Below are 17,429 nucleotides of genomic sequence, written 5' to 3' on the forward strand. Positions count from 1 at the left end.
GCACGGGTGAGCCCCCGCGTCGGCGGCGGGGGCTCAGACGATCGGTGGACGTGGCGGGTCGACCGCACAAGCGTGGCCGGTCGACCGCGGAGGCGTGACGGTTCGACCGCGGACAGGTCCTCTTTCCGCGGTCGAACCGGGCGCGAAGAGGGCTTATGTCGGGTTGAGTCCGTGGCTGCGCAGCCACGGCAGCGGGTCGATCGCCGAACCGCCGGCCGGACGGACCTCGAAGTGCAGGTGCGGGCCGGTCGAGTTGCCCGAGTTGCCCGAGTAGGCGATCGGGTCGCCGGCCTTCACCGTCGTACCGGAGGGGACGCGGTAGGTGGAGAGGTGGCAGTACCAGGTCTCCGTGCCGTCCTTCGCCGTCAGGATCAGCATGTTGCCGTAGGCGCTGTTCCACTGGGTGCGCACGGTGCCGTCGGTCGCGGCCATCACCGTCGTGCCGTACGAGACCGGGAAGTCGATGCCGGTGTGCTGCGACATCCAGTTGATGCCGGCCTGGCCGAAGTAGGCGCTGAGGCCGTGCTGCGCGACCGGGAGGGCGTACTTGGGGCGCAGTCGCTCCTTGCGGGCCGCCTCCGCCGCCGCCTTCTTCTTCTCGGCCTCCTGCTGGGCCTTGAGGTCGATGCGCTCCTGCGTGCGGCTGACCCGGTCGCCGAAGTCGTCGACCCCGGCGCTGAGCGTCGCGAGCTGGCTGTCCAGCTTGGTGTTGGCGGCGGACGGCTTCACCGGCTGGGCGTCCGCGGCGGAGGCCGTGGTCTCCTTGCCGTCGCCGCCGGTGAGCGTGCCGACCGAGGCGGCGGCGATCCCGGCGACCCCCATCACACAGACCGAGGGCACGGCCACCGTCAGCAGCGCGGAGCGCTTGGCGGGCATCCGGCGCCGGGAACGGTTCGCGTTGCGGGTGGCCGCCCGGCCGAGCGGCGCGGGGACGGGCTCTTCCTGGCCGTCGAGGAGCGGGAGCGGGGCGCCGTCCGCCGACTCGCCTTCGGGGCCGCTCACTTCGGGGCCGCTCTCGTCGTACGCGACCTGCTCGAAGGTGGCGGTGGCCTGCTGGTCGAACGGGACCTCGGCCGGCTGCTCGAACTCTCCCCCGGAGTCGCTTGCCCGGGAGGGGCCCCCAGCGGCCTGCGCGGGGACGCCCGAGGCGTCGCCGTCGGAGTTCCACTGCGTGGCGTCGTACGCGCCGGTGTCGAAGTTCTGCGTGCCCCATTCCCACTGCTGCGTCGCGTCGGCGGGGCAGCCGGGCTGGTCGGGCTGGAGCCAGGCGCTCGCGTCCCAGTGGCCGCTTGAGTCGTGCGCCGTCGCCTGCTGCGGGACCGCGGACAGGTGCTGGTGCTGTCCCGTCTGCCAGGCGGTCGCGTCGTACGCGCCGGAGTCGTGGACGGCGTGGTGCTGGGCCGCGTACGCGTCGTAGTTCAGGGTCTGGTGGCTGCCCGTGTCCGCGGAACCGTGGACGCCGGTGTGCCACTGGGTGCCGTCGTAGGTGCCGGTCGCGGCTCCGGCGCCGTCGCCCGGAAGCTCGCCGAACAAGGGGTCGACGGTCGTGAAGTGCCCGGTGGCGTGCGCGCCGGTGTCGTGACCGCCGGCCTCGTCGTGGCCGTCATAGGTCGTGAAGCCGTCGTACGAGGCGTCCTGGGTGCCGTACGACGCGTAGTGCGCCGAAGCGGCGTCGGAAGCCGGGGCCGGGGAGGTCATGATTCCCGACGGGTGACGGTCATTCACCAACTTCTCTTTCGCCGACGACAGGGGCTGCCAGAGCAGTGCGGCGACTGTACCCGGCAGTACGCGGGCACGACAATGTTCTGCAGGTTTCGTGCCCGAAGGAAAGGGGCATTCGGCTCTGTTTCGGGGGACGACGGGCGCGGGCTTGGCCCTACGTTCGAATGACGTTCGATGGCGAACGGGTGGCAGCGGGGTGTGACGGGGCTGTCGGACGGCGAGGGCACGGCTGCGGGGCGGCCGTGTGATCGTCGTGGTGTCGCCGTCGTGCGTCGTCGTTTCGCCAGTCCTGCCGCCGCCGGGGCGTCGTCAGTCGTAGTGTCGCCGGGCGGGCGTCAGGCCACCGTGAGGCCGGTGCGGCGAGCGGCGGCGGGCTCCTGGGAGGGCGCGGTGTCGAGGGCCTGCCGTATGCCGGTCGCGACGGCGGGATGCACGGGCAGGGCGAGATGACCGATCCCGGTCACCCGGACGTTCTGCGCCGACAGGTCGGGATGGTCCACGCACGCGGACTCCAGCGGGTCCATGAGGTGGTCCAGGTCGCTCCAGAAGCTGACGAAACGAGTGCGGCACCCCGGCGCGGGCCGGGAGAGCTCCTCGATCACCGCCGAGCCCGGACGCATCTGGCGCACGATCGGGTGGGCGTTCGCCAGCGGCGCCACCCGGGTGCCGGAGTGCGGGGTGCCCAGCGTGACCAGCGTGCGGACGCGGACGTCGCCGCCCAGCCGTTGCACGTAGTAGCGCGCGATCAGGCCGCCCAGGCTGTGCCCGACGACGTCGACCTGCACACTGCCCGTGCGCTCGCAGATCTCCTCTATGTGCCGGCCGAGCAGTTCGGCGGCCGTCCGTATGTCACACGTGAGCGGCGAGTAGTTGAGCGACTCCACGCGATGTCTGCCGTGCTGCGCGAGGCTGCGGCGCAGCAGGACGAACACGGAGCGGTTGTCGATGAACCCGTGCAGCAGCACCACCGGCAGCGGCGCCTGGGTGGGCAGCCGGGCCGGATCCCCGGCGGCGGACCCCGCGGGCAGCGCGGGGCGGACCGGTTCGCGGCGCTCCTGCGCGATGCCCGAGGGATACAGGAGCAGATGCCCCGCGAAGATCGCGAGGTCGAGGGCGGTCGCCTTGAGGAGAGTCAGGGACAGGCCGGCAAGTCGGCCCGGCAGGCTCGGGAGGTCCGGCATCCCCGGGAAGCCGGGCAGGCTCGGCAGGTCCGGGAACAGACGCCGGCACAACGGTAGAAAGGGCTGCAGTGCCCGGGTGACCTTCATGGCCGACCTCCTGTCGGCACGCTGAGGACTTCTCTGTCCCCCGTGTGCCCTCGTGGAAGTCGCTGTCGAGGAGGTCGATCGGGCACGGCGGGGCGTGGAGCGGATGCGGCCCGTGGCTCGGGGTGCGTACGCCTTGTGCGACGTCGCGCCGTCGACGGACGAGGAACCCTGCCGGTGTGGCGACAGGCTCCCCGCTGTCGTGCCTTACCTGCTCTACCTGACCATCGTGCCTGTCGATGCGCCGTACCGCCACGCAGCGCGGGCTGCGGCGCGACGAACGGCGACCTCTTTGCGGCTCCCTCTGCGCTTCGAACACCCCTGGGACAGGGTGTGGACGTTGCGCGGTGAACGTGTCCCTCCGTGTGATTTCCCCCTCGGTCAGCACCGCGAAACTGCCGGTTGCGGGATGCTGGCGATAACGTTCGTTCACTTCCCCCGGGCGGTGTGGCACGGGGTGTCCGTGGCCTCGAGGATGGACGCAGTCGCTCGAGGACGGACGGAGTCGCTTCATGGAGGCAGTGATGGGTGTGGCAGCCGGTCCGATCCGCGTGGTGGTCGCCAAGCCGGGGCTCGACGGCCACGACCGCGGGGCCAAGGTGATCGCGCGGGCGCTGCGCGACGCCGGCATGGAGGTCATCTACACGGGGCTCCACCAGACGCCCGAGCAGATCGTCGACACCGCGATCCAGGAGGACGCCGACGCGATCGGTCTGTCCATCCTCTCCGGGGCGCACAACACGCTCTTCACCGCGGTGATCGAGCTGCTGAAGGAGCGGGACGCGGCGGACATCCTGGTCTTCGGCGGCGGGATCATCCCCGAGGCGGACATCGCGCCGTTGAAGGAGAAGGGCGTCGCCGGCATCTTCACGCCCGGCGCGACCACCGCGTCCATCGTGGAGTGGGTCCGGGCCAACGTCCGGCAGTCCGCGCAGGCGTGAGCCCGTCCGGGGCGGCCCTCACGGGATGCGCCCGCGTGGCACGGATTCGCGGACGCACGAACCCCGCGAAGGCACGAACCTCTCGCCCAGGCACGAGCCTCGCGTAGGCCCGACCCCCGCTTGGGCGCGAGTCCCGCGGACGCACGACCGGCCCCCCCGCGTAGGCGCGAGCCCCGCATGGTCGCGAGCCCCGCTCGGTCGCGAGCCGTGCGTGGGGGCGAGCCGTGCGGGTGCGCGGCCGCGGCGTTCGGGCCGGTGGCGGGTCAGGTGCCCTGTCCCCCGGATGCCGGGGGTCCGAGCTCCTCCGCCATCAGCGCCCGCAGCCGCAGTGTCCTGCCCAGCCGCTGGAACGCCTCCGCCCAATAGCCGCCCGCGCCCGGCGACGCGTCCTCCGGTTCGTCCGGCACCGCGAGGAGGGCGTCGAGCCGGGACGACTCCGCAGGGTCGAGACAGCGCTCGGCGAGACCCATGACGCCGCTGAAACTCCAGGGGTAACTGCCCGCGTCCCGCGCGATGTTGAGCGCGTCGACGACGGCGCGGCCGAGCGGCGCGGCCCATGGCACGGAGCAGACGCCGAGCAGCTGGAACGCCTCCGACAGACCGTGCGCCGCGATGAACCCGGCCACCCAGGCGGCCCGCTCGGACGGCGGCAGCGTGCCCAGCAGCTTCGCCCGCTCGGCGAGGGACACCGCACCAGGCCCGCCCGCGCCGGGCGAGGACGGCGCGCCGAGCAGCGCCCGTGCCCAGTCGGCGTCCCGCTGGCGGACGGCGGCCCGGCACCATGCCGCGTGCAGTTCGCTCAGCCAGTCGTCGGCCACCGGAAGCGCCACGATCTGCTGCGGTGTGCGGCCGCCCAGCCGGGCCGGCCAGGTGGCGAGCGGGGCCGCCTCCAGCAACTGGCCGAACCACCACGACCGTTCACCCCGGCCGGGTGGGGCGTGCGGCGACACGCCGTCGCGTTCCATGGCCGCGTCGCACTCGTGCGGCGCCTCCACCAGGAGGGTCGGCGTGTCCCGGGTGTGGTCGACGGCCACGCACGCGCCGGCCCGGACCGCCATCCGCGCGGCGAGCGCCGAGCCCGGCAGCGCCGACAGCAGCTCCGCGGCCGTGGCCCGCACGTTGCGGCTGCGGTCCGCCAGCGCCTGTTCCAGGAACGGCTCGTCGCGCGGGGCGAGGCCGGTGCGCAGCGAGTCGAGGAACATCAGCCGGTCCTCGGCGCGCTCCGTCGACCAGGTGGTGGCGAGCAGTTCCCGGGCCGCGTCGGGGTCACGGGAGCGGATGGACGCGAGCAGGGCGACCCGCTCGGCGAACAGGCCCTCCTGCCAGAGGCACTCGGTGCGTTCGGCCTCCGCCGGGCCGGGCAGCGCCGTGTCGCCGCCCCGCGTGGCACGCAGGGCGAACCGCCAGTCCGGGTTCAGCCGGGCCAGCCACAGGGCGCGCGGGCCCGCGAACTCCAGCGCCGCGGGCCGCAGGTCGGTACGCGCGCGGGCCGCGTCGAGCAGTGCGGGGAGGGACTCGGCGGGAGCCGCGAAGCCGCGCGCGTTCACCGCCGTCAGCCACTGGGGCAGCAGCTCCATGAGGTCCGGCGAGGCCCCTCTGCGGCCGCCTGCGCCGGCGCCGGGGCGGTCGGCCAGGAGCAGGGCGAGTCTGCGGGCCGCCGCGCCGGGCAACGGCGGGCGGAGGTCCTCGGCGGCCGGTTCCGGGCGGGGCGCCGCGCGGCCGGGGCGCAGGCCGGCGCGCCGGCGTACGGTCTCGGCGGCCGCCGCGTCCAGCAGGGCCGTCGGCGCGTCCCGGCCCGGGGCCGCTCCCGGGGGTGTACGGCGGTCCGTGCCGAGGAGGGCCGCGGTGATCAGCTCGTCCCAGGCGGAGGCCGTGGGCAGGGGCGAGGAGGTGTTCATGAGACTCCCTTCTGTCGACTCTGCCGACTGTGCCGACTCTGCCGACGAGACCCGTTCAGCACAGGCGCACCGCCTCTCCCGGGCCCGTCGGCCAGGCCGTCAGCGGGGTGAAGCCACGGTGGCCGCACTCTCCGAAGACCCGGACGGGGGCGCCGCCGGAAAGGGCCGCCAGACGCCACAGACCGGGCCGGGCGAGCGCGGCGGAGGTGAGCGGCAGAGCCGTGTCGCCCCGCGCGTCCGCCAGTTGCCAGGAAGCGCCGTCCGGCGTCGGGACGACGTCGGCCAGGGTCACCGGGACCGACTCCTGCCAGGGGTCGCGGCGCAGGGCCTCGCTGTACCGGGCGGCCGCCTCGCACGTCGACACGCCCGGGGGTCTGGCGCCGGTCGGGGCCGGTGGCGTGAACTGCTCGCCGAGAGCCGCCCGTTGCTGCCCCGCGCCGGGATACGCGGACAGTTCGGCGTCCAGCGCGAGGCCCACGGGGAGGGTGAGGTCGGGGGCCCGGCCGGCGGCGCCGTAGGAGAGGAGGAGCGCGGTGCGGCCCGTGGTGGTGCCGTACAGCCAGATGCGGCGGGTCGTCAGTTTCGGGTCGGGCGTGTCGTACTGGGCGAGCACCAGCCAGTGGTCGCGGACCGGTGGGCCGTCCGCGGACGAGGGCAGACCCACCCGGGTGCGGACCGTCGCGGCGAGGTCCGTCGGCAGCCGCTCGCGGTGCAGCCAGCCCCGGTCGAGGAGATGCAGCAGCGCGCATTCCTCCAGCAGCCGCACCGGCCAGCCCGGGCCGGACGCGGGAACTGCACCCAACTCCCGCACCCGCGCGGCGAGCCCGGGCGCCTGCGCGTCGACCATGCGGGCCGCCGTCTCCTCCCACGGCCCGTAGCCTGCCTGCTCGGCACCGGCCAGACCGGAGCGCAGGAGATCGGCGAGCCGCTCCTCCAACTCCGTCACCCCGCCGGTGATCCGCTCGGCGCGGCGCTCCGCCCGCCGCCGCGCCCCCTCCGCGTCGAGAGGGCCCGATGCGGAACCCTCCGGCCCCGCCTCCCGTTTTCCCTGTGTGCGCCGGCGCCCCGCGGCCCACCGCTCGGCCCACTCCGGCTCACGGCCCGCCGGCACCCCCTCCTCTCCACCCGACCAGAGCAGCAGCAGCCCGAGCGCGTGCTTGCACGGGAACTTACGGCTCGGACAACTGCACATATAGGCCGGACCCGAGCCGCCGACCGCCTGTGCGACATCGACGGCCGTCCGGTACGGCGTGCCGCCGCCGCCCCGGCACAGGCCCCACACCATCCCCTCCCGCGAGCTGCCCGTCCCCGACCACGGGCCGGGCGCGGCGAGTTTGCTTCCCGCTTTGCGTGACGCGGCGTCAGGCGCCAGTGCCAGCACCTGGTCCGCGGTCCAGCGCACCCCCTGCTCAGTCATGCCACCGACGGTAGATCCCCCCACTGACAATCGGTCCGCCGCGCCCCGCACGAACCCGGACGGCAGGACGTTCGTGCAGGTCGGAACGGATTGTCAGTGGCGTGGTGCACGGTGGACACCAGATCCGAACCGGCCGAGATGGAGGGGGCCTCAGCCATGTCTGTGTCCGTAGATCCGACGTCCGTCGACCCGAGTGCGAACAGGCCGGCCGACGCATTGCGTCCGCACGCCGAGGAGGCCTTCGCGGGCGAACTCGCCGCGCTGGCCGCGCAGGACGACCGGCCGCGTCCGGCCCGCTGGAAGCTGTCGCCGTGGGCCGTGGCCACCTATCTCCTCGGCGGCGTCCTGCCCGACGGCACGGTGATCTCGCCGAAGTACGTGGGACCGCGCCGTCTCGTCGAGGTCGCCGTCACCACCCTCGCCACCGATCGCGCCCTGTTGCTGCTCGGCGTCCCGGGCACCGCGAAGACCTGGGTCTCCGAGCATCTCGCCGCCGCGGTCAGCGGCGACTCGACGCTGTTGGTGCAGGGCACGGCGGGCACCCCGGAGGAGGCGATGCGCTACGGCTGGAACTACGCGCAGCTGCTCGCGCACGGGCCGAGCCGTGACGCGCTGGTGCCCAGTCCCGTCATGCGGGCCATGGCGGAGGGGGCGACGGTACGGGTGGAGGAGCTGACGCGCATCCCGGCCGACGTGCAGGACACGCTGATCACCGTCCTCTCCGAGAAGACGCTGCCGATACCGGAGTTGGGACAGGAGGTGCAGGCCGTCCGGGGCTTCAACCTCATCGCCACGGCCAACGACCGCGACCGCGGCATCAACGAACTGTCCAGCGCGCTGCGCCGGCGCTTCAACACGGTGGTGCTGCCGCTGCCGGAGAGCGTGGACGCCGAGGTGGACATCGTCGCGCGGCGCGTCGACCAGATCGGCCGGTCCCTGGACCTGCCGCCCGCCCCGGAGGGCATCGACGAGATCCGCCGGGTGGTGACGGTCTTCCGCGAACTGCGTGACGGCGTCACCTCCGACGGCCGGACGAAGGTGAAGTCGCCGAGCGGCACGCTGTCCACCGCGGAGGCCATCTCCGTCGTCACGAGCGGTCTGGCGCTGGCCGCGCACTTCGGCGACGGCGTGCTGCGGCCGGGAGACGTGGCCGCGGGCATCCTCGGCGCCGTCGTCCGCGATCCGGCCGCCGACCGGGTCGTCTGGCAGGAGTACCTGGAGGCGGTCGTGCGTGAACGGGCCGGCTGGACCGACTTCTACCGCGCCTGCCGGGAGGTGAGCGCGTGAACGGGGACCGCGTAAACGGAGACCGCGGGAACGGGGTCGGCGCCGGGAGCGGGAGGAACGACGGGAGCGGCCGGGGCAACCGGAGCGGCCATAACCACGTCAACGAGATGACCTGGTCGTTCGTGCACACAACGGGGAGGGTGACGGTGAACGACGACACGAAGTGGCCCTGCGGGTGAAGGGTGATCACGGCACGGCCGACGCCGACGGGAGCGGCGGCCGGGACAGGGGACGGCCGTTGCTGCTCGGGGTGCGTCACCACGGGCCCGGGTCGGCGCGGGCGGTACGGGCGGCTCTGGAGGCCGCCCGGCCCCTGACCGTCCTGATCGAGGGACCGTCCGAGGCGGACGCGCTGATCCCGCTCGCCGCCGACGAGGACATGCGGCCGCCGGTCGCCCTGCTCGCGCACGCCGTCGACGAACCCGGCCGGTCGTCCTTCTGGCCGATGGCCGAGTTCTCGCCGGAGTGGGTCGCGCTCCGCTGGGCGCTGGACCACGGGGTTCCCGCCCGTTTCATCGACCTCCCGGCCGCCCACTCGCTGGCCTGGGAGAACACGGCGGAAACCAAGGAAGGGGAAGGAGAAGAGGCAAGGGAAGGGGACGAGGAGGAAGGGGACGACGGAACGGGGGGCGAGGGCGAAGAGGGGAGACGGGGGACCGGGGCGCGGCTGCGGGGTGATCCTCTCGCCGTGCTGGCCGAGGTCGTGGGGTACGACGACGCCGAGCGCTGGTGGGAGGACGTCGTCGAGCACCGGACCGCGGGGACGTGGGACCCGTTCGCGCCGTTCGCCGCGATCGAGGAGGCCATGGAGGCGCTTCGGGAGGCCGACGGCACCGGTCCGGGCGGGGGCGGAACCGACCGGGACCTCGTGCGCGAGGCCTGCATGCGCGGCCACCTACGGGCGGCGCAGCGGGAGTTCGGGCCGGAGAGGGTGGCCGTGGTGTGCGGGGCGTGGCATGTGCCCGCGCTGCGCCGCAAGGTCGCCGTCGCCGCCGACCGGGCGCTGCTGAAGGGGCTGCCCAAGGTCAGGGCGGACCTGACCTGGGTGCCGTGGACGCACCGCAGACTGGCGCGGGCCGGCGGGTACGGCGCGGGCATCGACGCGCCGGGCTGGTACGCCCACCTGTTCGGCGCGCCGGACCGGCCCGTCGAACGCTGGCTGACGAAGACGGCGGTCCTGCTGCGCGAGGAGGACCACGTGGTGTCCCCGGCGCATGTCATCGAGGCGGTGCGGCTGGCCGAGGCGCTCGCCGCGTTGCGGGGCAGGCCGCTGCCGGGCCTGGGCGAGACCACCGACGCCGTGCGGGCGGTGCTGTGCGAGGGCTCGGACGTCCCGCTGGCGCTGGTGCGCGACCGGCTGGTGATCGGGGACGTGCTCGGCGAGGTGCCGGCCGCTGCGCCCGCGGTGCCGCTGCAGCGTGACCTCGACCGGCTCCAGCGCCGGCTGCGGCTCAGACCGGAGGCGGCGGAGCGGGAGCTGGCGCTCGACCTGCGCAGGGAGAACGACGCCGAGCGCAGCAGACTGCTGCACCGGCTGCGCCTGCTGCACGTCGAATGGGGCGAGCCGACCGCCTCACGCGGCAGCACGGGGACGTTCCGGGAGACCTGGCGGCTGCGGTGGGAGCCGGAGCTGTCGGTGCGGGTCGCCGAGGCCGGCGTGTGGGGGACGACCGTGACGGCCGCCGCCACCGCGAAGGCGGCGGCGGACGCCGTCGCCGCGCGCGGCCTCGCCGAGGTGACGGCGCTCGCCGAGCGCTGCCTCCTGGCCGGTCTGTCCGACGCGTTGCCGACCGTCATGCGGGTGCTCGCCGACCGGGCGGCCCTCGACACGGACGTCGGGCATCTCGCGGAGGCACTGCCCGCCCTGGTCCGCGCCCTGCGCTACGGGGATGTGCGCGGCACCGACACCGGCGCGCTCACGGAGGTCGCCGCGGGCCTCGCCGAGCGGATCTTCGTGGGCCTGCCGCCTGCCTGCGTCTCGCTGGACGCGGACGCGGCGGACACGATGCGGCGTCATGTCGACGTGGTCCACGGCGCGGTGGCGATGCTCGACGACGTCCGCGCGACGGACGACGAGGACGCCTCCGGCCGGGACGCCCTCGGTTCCGGTGCTGGTGCCGACGCCGGTCGGCGTGTCCGGTGGCGTGGCGTGCTGCGGGCGCTGTCCGGGCGGGACAGCGTGCCCGGCGTCATCCGCGGGCGTGCCGCACGCCTGCTGCTGGACGAGGGGGAGCTGGACCCGGAGGCGGCGGCGCGGCTCATGGGGCTCGCCCTCTCGCCGGGGACGCCGCCGGTCGACGCGGCCGCCTGGATCGAGGGCTTCGTCGGCGGCGGCTCCGGGGGCGGGCTGCTCCTCGTGCACGACGAGCGGCTGCTCGCCCTGGTCGACGGGTGGCTGACGACGGTCCCGGCGGAGGCGTTCACGGACGTACTGCCGCTGCTGCGGCGGACGTTCTCGGCGTACGAGCCGGGGGTGCGCAGAACCCTCGGTGAGCTGGTGCGGCGCGGTCCTGGGGAGCGGGCGAGCGGGCCGGGCGCCGAGGCCGCGACGCCCGGGTTCGCGGCCGCCCTCGACGCGGGGCGTGCGGACGCCGTCCTGCCGGTGGTGCGTCTGCTGCTGGGGCAGGACCCCGGCGGGGTTATGGAGACGAGCGGAGAGGCGGACGGGACGGAGGAGACGGGTGGGACGGAGGAGATGGGTGGGGCTGATGTGTCCGGCGCGCCACGGGGGCCGGGGGACGCCGGGTACTCGGGGGTGGGCGCATGACGACGAGCGGGCCGAGGGCGGGTGACACGGCGGCGCATGCCACGGAGGTGAAGGCGATGGAAGCGAGGGGCACGGAGGCGAGGGGCACGGAGCCGGACGTGCCGGAGGCGAGCGGTACGGCGACGACTGCGGACGCCGGGCAGGAGCGGCTGAGGCGCTGGCGGCTGGTGCTCGGGGGTGGCGCGGCCGACGGCACCGGCCACGGCCTGTCCGGCCGGGACGCCGCGATGGACGGGGCGCTCGCCGCGCTCTACGGGGCACCGGAGGCACCGCGCGCGGGCCGGGAGCGTTCGGGAGGGCTGGGAGCCTCGGCGCCGTCCGTGGCGCGCTGGCTCGGGGACATCAGGACGTACTTCCCCTCCTCCGTGGTGCAGGTCATGCAACGCGACGCCATCGACCGGCTCGGGCTGTCCACCCTCCTTCTGGAGCCGGAGATGCTGGAGGCGGTCGAGGCCGACGTGCATCTCGTCGGCACCCTGCTCTCCCTCCACCGGGCCATGCCGGAGACGACGAAGGAGACAGCGCGGGCCGTCGTCCGCAAGGTCGTCGAGGACCTCGAGAAGCGGTTCGCCGGCCGCACCCGGGCCGCCCTCACCGGCGCACTCGACCGGGGCGCGCGGCTCAACCGCCCGCGCCACCGCGACATCGACTGGAACCGCACGATCGCCGCGAACCTCAAGCACTACCAGCCCGAGTACGGGACGGTCGTGCCGGAACGGCTCGTCGGGTACGGGCGGGCCTCGCAGTCGCTGCGCAAGGAGGTGATCCTCTGCATCGACCAGTCGGGTTCGATGGCGTCGTCGGTGGTGTACGCGTCGGTGTTCGGGGCGGTGCTGGCGTCGATGCGGTCGATCGACACCCGGCTCGTCGTCTTCGACACGGCGGTCGCCGACCTCACCGACCGGCTCGACGACCCCGTGGACGTCCTGTTCGGCACCCGGCTCGGCGGCGGCACCGACATCAACCGGGCGCTGGCCTACTGCCAGTCGCAGATCACCCGGCCCACCGAGACCGTGGTGGTGCTCATCAGCGACCTGTACGAGGGAGGCATACGCCACGAGATGCTCAAACGGGTCGCGGCGATGAAGGCGTCGGGCGTGCGGTTCGTCGCGCTGCTCGCCCTGTCCGACGAGGGGACGCCGGCCTACGACCGGGAGCACGCGGCCGCGCTCGCGGCACTGGGGGCGCCGGCGTTCGCCTGCACGCCCGACCTGTTCCCCGAGGTCATGGCTGCGGCCCTGGAGAAACGGGCGCTGCCGGCGCCGGACGTGGGGTGAGCGGAAGGACGGCATCGGGCGCGATTACCCATCGGTAACAGGGGGTTGCGCGGTGGCGGGACCCGCGTGCAAGGATCGGGACACGTTGCCGCCGCACACGGGAGGAACGTCCCCCCTTGGCCTGCTTCACCGCCTCGCCCGCCGCCGCTCCGCGCATCCTGCGCACGGGGTCGGGGCGACCCGTGCTGCACCTCGCGCTGCTGGCGGGCGGGTTGGTCGTGCTCGGATTCCTCGGCGGGGAGCAGGCGCAGGCGGCGGACGGCGCGCAGCCCTCGCGGACCACTGCGGCCGCCCGGCTCACGAGCCCGCGCACGACGGCCGAGACCGGACGGGCCGTCCTCGGCGGGGCCGGCGAGGCCCACGAGGCGGTCGGGGTGGTGGGCGCGCGGTCGGGCAGGCACCCGGCGCAGGCGTCGTGGGCTCTCGTGTCGCCGCCCGGTTCACCCGTCGCGCCGGATCCCGGCCGCCCCCGCACCCGTGACCTCCCCGCACACGGCGGCGTCCGCGACCTCCCCGCGTTCCACACCGTGGGGGCCTTGCCGGCCCACCCGGCGCGTCCGGCCCACCCCGAGCCCGAGCCCGGCCCCGCAGCCGCCCCCGCCCCCGCGGCCGCCCCCACCGTCGCGCCGGCGCGGTGCGGCCCTCCCGTCGGAGCCCCGGGTGTTCCCGGTGCGGTGCTCGGCGGCACGACGGTGTTCGACGGTGGTGCGCCGCGCGACGCCGACGTGCCCGCCGTCCTGCCGTCGCGGCACCGGATGCCGCTGTGGCCGGCGTCCGGCCCCGCCCCGCGACGCGAGGCCGCCGGGACGCGGGACGTTCGCCCGGACGTGCCGGTCCTCCCCGGCTGAGCGGCGGTGGCGCACCGGTGTGCCGGCGGCCTCTCACCGTCGTGCGTCGCCCTGACCCGCCGCCCGGCTCCGGGCGGGGTGGCGCAGGGTCGCGCGTCGGGCGGATCACCTCCCCGGGCTCGCCCCCGGGAGTGGTCCGCTGCCGGGCCGCCGCTTTCCCGGGCTCTCCGGAGCTCGCCGCCCAAGACTTCGTGAGGCGACGGACCACGGACGGCCGAAAGCCATCGGTCGATTCGTCCGGGACCTCACGGATGGGGGCGGGTGGTTCCCATTGGGGTGGGGACCACCCGCCCTGAGCCCCTGAGGGGCTGTTCAGGGGGCCTCACCGGGCCCACCCCAACCCGGTGAGGCCTCTCCCCGCGACCTCACATCCGGCACGGGGTGTCAGTGATCCCGGCATCGTGTGACAGGTATCACCGCTCAGGTGTGACCCTCGATTTAGGGGCCTCCTGCAAGCAGCGATAACCTGCGAGACGGACATGCCGCGCGCTCGGACACCGTGTGCGCCTCCCTTGTGACAGACACCGGTCGGACGTCACGTTGCCCTCGCGGCACGCCCACGCAGACAACGAACCGCGAGATCACTGATAGGGACGGAAGCGCGTGGACCTGTTCGAGTACCAGGCGAGGGACCTCTTCGCCAAGCACGATGTACCGGTGCTGGCCGGTGAAGTCATCGACACGCCTGAGGCGGCCCGCGCAGCCACCGAGCGTCTCGGTGGCAAGTCCGTCGTCAAGGCCCAGGTGAAGGTCGGCGGCCGTGGCAAGGCCGGCGGCGTCAAGCTCGCCGCCTCCGCCGACGAGGCCGTGGAGCACGCGACCAACATCCTCGGCATGGACATCAAGGGCCACACGGTCCACAAGGTGATGATCGCCGAGACGGCCCCGGAGATCGTGGAGGAGTACTACGTCTCCTACCTCCTGGACCGTGCCAACCGCACCTTCCTCTCCATCGCGTCCGTCGAGGGCGGCATGGAGATCGAGGAGGTGGCGGAGACCCGCCCCGAGGCCGTCGCCAAGACGCCGATCGACGCCAACGTGGGTGTGACCCCCGAGGTCGCCCGCCAGATCGTCGAGGCCGCGAACTTCCCGGCCGAGGTCGCTGACAAGGTCGAGAACGTCCTGGTCACCCTGTGGAAGACCTTCATCGAGGAGGACGCCCTTCTCGTCGAGGTCAACCCGCTGGCCAAGGTCGCCTCCGGTGACGTCATCGCCCTCGACGGCAAGGTCTCGCTGGACGAGAACGCCGAGTTCCGCCAGCCGGGGCACGAGGCCCTCCAGGACAAGGACTCGGCGAACCCGCTCGAGGCCGCGGCCAAGGAGAAGAACCTCAACTACGTCAAGCTCGACGGCGAGGTCGGCATCATCGGCAACGGCGCGGGTCTCGTCATGAGCACCCTGGACGTCGTCGCGTACGCCGGTGAGGCGCACGGTGGGGTCAAGCCCGCCAACTTCCTCGACATCGGCGGCGGCGCCTCCGCGGCCGTCATGGCGAACGGCCTGGAGATCATCCTCGGCGACCCGGACGTCAAGTCCGTGTTCGTCAACGTCTTCGGTGGCATCACCGCCTGCGACGAGGTCGCCAACGGCATCGTCCAGGCGCTGCAGCTGCTCGCGGACAAGGGCGAGGAAGTCACCAAGCCGCTCGTCGTCCGCCTCGACGGCAACAACGCCGAGCTGGGTCGCAAGATCCTCTCCGACGCCAACCACCCGCTGGTCCAGCGTGTGGACACCATGGACGGCGCGGCCGACAAGGCCGCCGAGCTCGCGGCTGCGAAGTAAGGGAAGAGGGACAGAACAGCCATGGCTATCTTCCTGAACAAGGACAGCAAGGTCATCGTCCAGGGCATGACCGGTGCCACGGGCATGAAGCACACCAAGCTCATGCTGGCGGACGGCACCAACATCGTCGGCGGCGTGAACCCCCGCAAGGCGGGCACCTCCGTGGACTTCGACGGCACCGAGATCCCGGTCTTCGGCACGGTCGCCGAGGCGATGGAGAAGACGGGCGCCAACGTGTCCGTCCTCTTCGTGCCGCCGGCCTTCGCCAAGGCCGCCGTGGTCGAGGCGATCGACGCGGAGATCCCGCTCGCGGTCGTCATCACCGAGGGCATCGCCGTCCACGACTCGGCCGCGTTCTACGCGTACGCCGTGTCGCAGGGCAACAAGACCCGGATCATCGGCCCGAACTGCCCCGGTCTCATCACCCCGGGCCAGTCGAACGCCGGCATCATCCCGGGCGACATCACGAAGCCGGGCCGCATCGGCCTGGTCTCGAAGTCCGGCACGCTGACGTACCAGATGATGTACGAGCTGCGCGACATCGGCTTCTCGTCGGCCGTCGGCATCGGTGGCGACCCGATCATCGGCACCACGCACATCGACGCGCTCGCCGCGTTCGAGGCCGACCCCGACACCGACCTGATCGTCATGATCGGTGAGATCGGCGGCGACGCCGAGGAGCGGGCCGCGGCCTTCATCAAGGACAACGTGAAGAAGCCGGTCGTCGGCTACGTCGCGGGCTTCACCGCGCCCGAGGGCAAGACCATGGGCCACGCCGGCGCCATCGTCTCCGGCTCCTCCGGCACGGCCGCCGCGAAGCAGGAGGCCCTCGAGGCGGCCGGCGTCAAGGTCGGCAAGACGCCGACCGAGACGGCGAAGCTCGCGCGCGAGATCCTCTCGGCCGGCTGAGCCGTCCGACCGCGTCACCCGGCTGACGCGTCCGGCCGAGCCTTGGGCCGGGCCGCGGCGGCTGAACGACGGCGGGCCCGTTCCCCCAGGGAGCGGGCCCGCCGTCGTTCTGTCGTTCTGTCGTTCTGTCGTCCTCCTGTGCTCCCGTCTTCCTGTGCTCCCGTCCCGTGGGTCACTCGGCGCGGGGGAGCAGTCTGTCCGGGCCGCTCTGCGTCTCGGACCTCAGCTTCGCGCGCAGCTTCAGCTGTGCGTCCGACAGCGTGCCCTGGGCGGCCCGCGGCGGGATGCCCTGCACGGTCTCGCCGGGGGGCACCGGGGGCTCGTAGCGGGTGGGGGCGGTGCGCGCGGTCAGCGCGGTGGCGCCGATGATCGCGATGGTGAACGCGATCGCCGCCCCGGTCCAGAAGCGGGCCCGCCGCTCACCGCCCAGCCGCACGGTGGGCGGCTCGGGCGCGCGCAGCCGTTCCGCGGACGCGACCTCCGCCAGCCGCCGGTGCAGCACGTCCGGGCTCGCCAGTTCCGGCAGCCGCGCGGCGAGGGCCTCGCGCGCGTGCAGCAGCCGGTACGCCGCCGCCGGGGTGCTCGCCTCGGTCTCGGCGGCCGTCTCCGGCAGGTCGAGTCCGACGCCGTCGTAGAGCAGGAGCGTGCGGCGGTACGGCGCCGGAAGCGTCAGCAGGACGTCCAGCAGCGCGCGGTCGCGCGCCTCGGCCGGGGGCGGCTCCGCGTGCCGGTAACGCGGGCGGAACCGGTGCCACGGGGAGAGCGCGTACTCGTATGCCGCGGCGCGCACCCAGCCGGCCGGGTCGGGGTCCACCGCCACCTCGGGCCAGCGCTGCCACGCCAGTTGAAACGCCTGTTCGACCGACTCGCGGGCGAGCTCGCGCCGCCCCGACAGCAGGTAGGCCTGCCGGACGAGGGCGGGGGCGCAGAACGCGTAGAGCGCGTCGAAGGCCTGAGCGGGCGTCAAGGGGGTGGCCGACGAGCCCGGTTCGCAAGCGGGTTCCGCGCCCGGGGGTTCCGCGCCCGGGGGTTCCGGGCTCTTCGTCGGGCTTGCGGTCGTCAGGCTTGCCGCGGTCGGGCTTGCCGTCGTCGGGAGTGGCTTGGTGCGGCGTGCCTTCGTCAGGCGTACCGTCACCTGTCGTCGAGGCGTCGCCTCCTGGGTGTTCGTCACCTTTTCCGCCTTGTCCAGCGATGCCGGCAGTTTCGCGTACGCCTCCCGAGTGCGGCCGCGGGGCGCCGTGTCACGCAGTGCCCCTTCGCCCGGAAAAGTACATAAAACGTATATTGGGTGACACGTCCGAAGTTCGCCCGTTACG

12 protein-coding genes are annotated in these 17,429 nt (G+C 73.8%); 7 read left to right on the forward strand and 5 right to left on the reverse strand.

Annotation, left to right across the window (positions count from 1 at the left end; all coding sequences use genetic code 11):
* Positions 1-153: 153 nt before the first annotated feature.
* Positions 154-1,725 (reverse strand): M23 family metallopeptidase, encoded by a 1,572-nt coding sequence (locus QF032_RS24190; protein WP_307057462.1) that lies wholly within the window; start codon positions 1,723-1,725, stop codon positions 154-156.
* A gap of 332 nt (positions 1,726-2,057) precedes the next feature.
* Positions 2,058-2,990 carry an esterase/lipase family protein gene (locus QF032_RS24195; RefSeq protein WP_307045354.1) on the reverse strand — a complete coding sequence of 311 codons (933 nt, stop codon included), beginning with the start codon at positions 2,988-2,990 and terminating at the stop codon, positions 2,058-2,060.
* A 521-nt stretch (positions 2,991-3,511) separates the two neighbouring features.
* Here QF032_RS24195 and QF032_RS24200 point away from each other — a divergent pair.
* Positions 3,512-3,928: a cobalamin B12-binding domain-containing protein gene (locus tag QF032_RS24200; protein ID WP_306955968.1), complete on the forward strand. Its 417-nt coding sequence runs from the start codon at positions 3,512-3,514 to the stop codon at positions 3,926-3,928.
* Positions 3,929-4,191: 263 nt separating this feature from the next.
* Here the strand turns inward: QF032_RS24200 and QF032_RS24205 are convergent, their stop codons facing one another.
* Together QF032_RS24205 and QF032_RS24210 are read right to left on the reverse strand one after the other, a co-directional pair.
* Positions 4,192-5,826 carry a DUF5691 domain-containing protein gene (locus tag QF032_RS24205; protein ID WP_307057464.1) on the reverse strand — a complete coding sequence of 545 codons (1,635 nt, stop codon included), beginning with the start codon at positions 5,824-5,826 and terminating at the stop codon, positions 4,192-4,194.
* A 55-nt stretch (positions 5,827-5,881) separates the two neighbouring features.
* Positions 5,882-7,243 carry an SWIM zinc finger family protein gene (locus tag QF032_RS24210; protein WP_307057465.1) on the reverse strand — a complete coding sequence of 454 codons (1,362 nt, stop codon included), beginning with the start codon at positions 7,241-7,243 and terminating at the stop codon, positions 5,882-5,884.
* A gap of 156 nt (positions 7,244-7,399) precedes the next feature.
* On the opposite strand from QF032_RS24210, the gene QF032_RS24215 reads away from it, so the two are divergent.
* The 6 genes from QF032_RS24215 (at position 7,400) to sucD (ending at position 16,113) form a co-directional block, all read left to right on the forward strand.
* Positions 7,400-8,530, forward strand: coding sequence for an ATP-binding protein (locus QF032_RS24215; protein ID WP_307045357.1), 1,131 nt, complete (start codon positions 7,400-7,402; stop codon positions 8,528-8,530).
* 175 nt (positions 8,531-8,705) lie between these two features.
* Complete coding sequence (locus QF032_RS24220) at positions 8,706-11,297, forward strand: DUF5682 family protein (protein ID WP_307057467.1); 2,592 nt, start codon at positions 8,706-8,708, stop codon at positions 11,295-11,297.
* Between the two features lie 56 nt (positions 11,298-11,353).
* A complete protein-coding gene (locus tag QF032_RS24225; RefSeq protein WP_307057468.1) occupies positions 11,354-12,574 on the forward strand; it encodes a vWA domain-containing protein in 1,221 nt (406 codons plus the stop codon).
* A 116-nt stretch (positions 12,575-12,690) separates the two neighbouring features.
* Positions 12,691-13,422, forward strand: coding sequence for a hypothetical protein (locus QF032_RS24230; RefSeq protein ID WP_307057470.1), 732 nt, complete (start codon positions 12,691-12,693; stop codon positions 13,420-13,422).
* Between the two features lie 603 nt (positions 13,423-14,025).
* Positions 14,026-15,204, forward strand: a complete 1,179-nt coding sequence (gene sucC / locus QF032_RS24235) for an ADP-forming succinate--CoA ligase subunit beta (RefSeq protein WP_306949695.1) — start codon at positions 14,026-14,028, stop codon at positions 15,202-15,204.
* 21 nt (positions 15,205-15,225) lie between these two features.
* Positions 15,226-16,113: a succinate--CoA ligase subunit alpha gene (gene sucD / locus QF032_RS24240; protein ID WP_107442311.1), complete on the forward strand. Its 888-nt coding sequence runs from the start codon at positions 15,226-15,228 to the stop codon at positions 16,111-16,113.
* A 172-nt stretch (positions 16,114-16,285) separates the two neighbouring features.
* Here sucD and QF032_RS24245 read toward each other — a convergent pair whose 3' ends face one another.
* Positions 16,286-17,398 carry an RNA polymerase sigma factor gene (locus tag QF032_RS24245; RefSeq protein ID WP_373430488.1) on the reverse strand — a complete coding sequence of 371 codons (1,113 nt, stop codon included), beginning with the start codon at positions 17,396-17,398 and terminating at the stop codon, positions 16,286-16,288.
* Between the last annotated feature and the right edge of the window lie 31 nt (positions 17,399-17,429).

It is taken from the genome of Streptomyces achromogenes (assembly GCF_030816715.1).
GTDB lineage: Bacteria > Actinomycetota > Actinomycetes > Streptomycetales > Streptomycetaceae > Streptomyces > Streptomyces achromogenes_A.

Coding starts and splice junctions, on each gene's coding strand:
- QF032_RS24195 (WP_307045354.1), bottom strand. CDS start 2,990: ATGAAGGTCACCCGGGCACTGCAGCCCTTTCTACCGTTGTGCCGGCGT.
- QF032_RS24200 (WP_306955968.1), top strand. CDS start 3,512: ATGGGTGTGGCAGCCGGTCCGATCCGCGTGGTGGTCGCCAAGCCGGGG.
- QF032_RS24205 (WP_307057464.1), bottom strand. CDS start 5,826: ATGAACACCTCCTCGCCCCTGCCCACGGCCTCCGCCTGGGACGAGCTG.
- QF032_RS24210 (WP_307057465.1), bottom strand. CDS start 7,243: ATGACTGAGCAGGGGGTGCGCTGGACCGCGGACCAGGTGCTGGCACTG.
- QF032_RS24215 (WP_307045357.1), top strand. CDS start 7,400: ATGTCTGTGTCCGTAGATCCGACGTCCGTCGACCCGAGTGCGAACAGG.
- QF032_RS24225 (WP_307057468.1), top strand. CDS start 11,354: ATGGAAGCGAGGGGCACGGAGGCGAGGGGCACGGAGCCGGACGTGCCG.
- sucD (WP_107442311.1), top strand. CDS start 15,226: ATGGCTATCTTCCTGAACAAGGACAGCAAGGTCATCGTCCAGGGCATG.